This is a genomic window from Bifidobacterium samirii, assembly GCF_003952945.1.
Taxonomy (GTDB): Bacteria; Actinomycetota; Actinomycetes; order Actinomycetales; family Bifidobacteriaceae; genus Bifidobacterium; species Bifidobacterium samirii.
Genome location: NZ_QXGK01000042.1, coordinates 1 through 1,161 on the forward strand (window position 1 = coordinate 1; position 1,161 = coordinate 1,161).

The 1,161-nt window shown below is 66.9% G+C and carries 1 protein-coding gene; it reads right to left on the minus strand.

Going from position 1 to position 1,161, the window contains the following annotated elements; genetic code table 11:
• Positions 1–1,052: integrase catalytic domain-containing protein (locus D2E24_RS10220; protein ID WP_241222971.1), on the minus strand; the 1,052-nt coding region annotated here is incomplete at its 3' end.
• Positions 1,053–1,161: the final 109 nt, after the last annotated feature.

A 1,161-nucleotide genomic window follows, 5' to 3' on the forward strand; every position in this document is an offset into this window, starting at 1 on the left:
GGGCCGCCGGCGGCCCTGTCCGCCTCGTCGAACTCCTTGAGCCGCTCCCACGGGGTGCGTGGTGCGTCGTAGACGCGGCGGGGACGGCCGTCCCGGGTGCTTTCGCGCGCGACCGGCTTCTTGGACGGGGTGAACAGGTTGGCCTTGACGCGCACCAGCTCCCATAGCTCGTTGAGCAGGCCGAGCTCATCGACGGTGTACCGGTAGTAGAACGCGTGGCGGCGCACGACGTGGTTGTTGCGGGACTCGACGGTGGCCTGGTCGTTCTTCCTGTAGGGGCGGGAGCGGGTCTGCTCGATGTCGCGCTCCTGCAGCCAGGCGATCAGGTCGCGGTTGATGAACTCGCTGCCGTTGTCCGTGTCGTAGGAGCGGATGCGGAACGGCAGACGGGCCTCGACCAGCGCCTCGGCCTTGGAGAGGTTCGCGAACGCGTTGTTGCGGCACGACGCGTTCTCGGTCCATCCGGTGGCGACGTCGACCACGGTCAGGGTGCGGCAGAACTCGCCCCTGACGCTCGGCCCGCAGTGGGCCACGGTGTCGGCCTCGACGTTGCCGGGCAGGCCGTCCAGCTCGTCGCCGGCCTTCCTGATCGTGATCGAGTTGCGCAGCAGCTCCCCGGCGGGCCGGGTAGTGGAGATGCCTCTGGGCCGTGCCGCGTCGCGCGTCTTTTTGAGGTACCGGTCCATCGTGGCCGCGCTCATCCGCTCCAGCTCGCGGAACGCGAAACCGTCCCAGTCGGCGAGCTCGCCGTGCGCGCGCAGCATGGGCATCCACAGGGGCAGCATCGCCTTGAGGTACTTCGCGCACGGCGCATCCATCATCAGCCACACCTGGACCAGCAGCTCGCGCGACTGCTCCGAATACCGCTTCGGCCGCTCCGCGGGCGACATCGACGGCCTGCCGCGCCCGGCTTCCGTGAGTCTGCGTCTCGCGGTGCTCCTGCCGATTCCCAGCACGGAGCACATCTCATCGAGGATGCGTCCCTTGTCCTTCTTCGACGCCTTCATGTATTCATCCCTGAATCTCAGGGTGACCTGCCGCTTCGTCGCCATGCTGATCCTGTCTTCCATAAGACAAGCCAAACAGGACCGATACCGTTCGCGCTCATTCCCGATGAGGCACCACCACACCCTACGCGCTCAAAAAACGTGAGGCACGTCG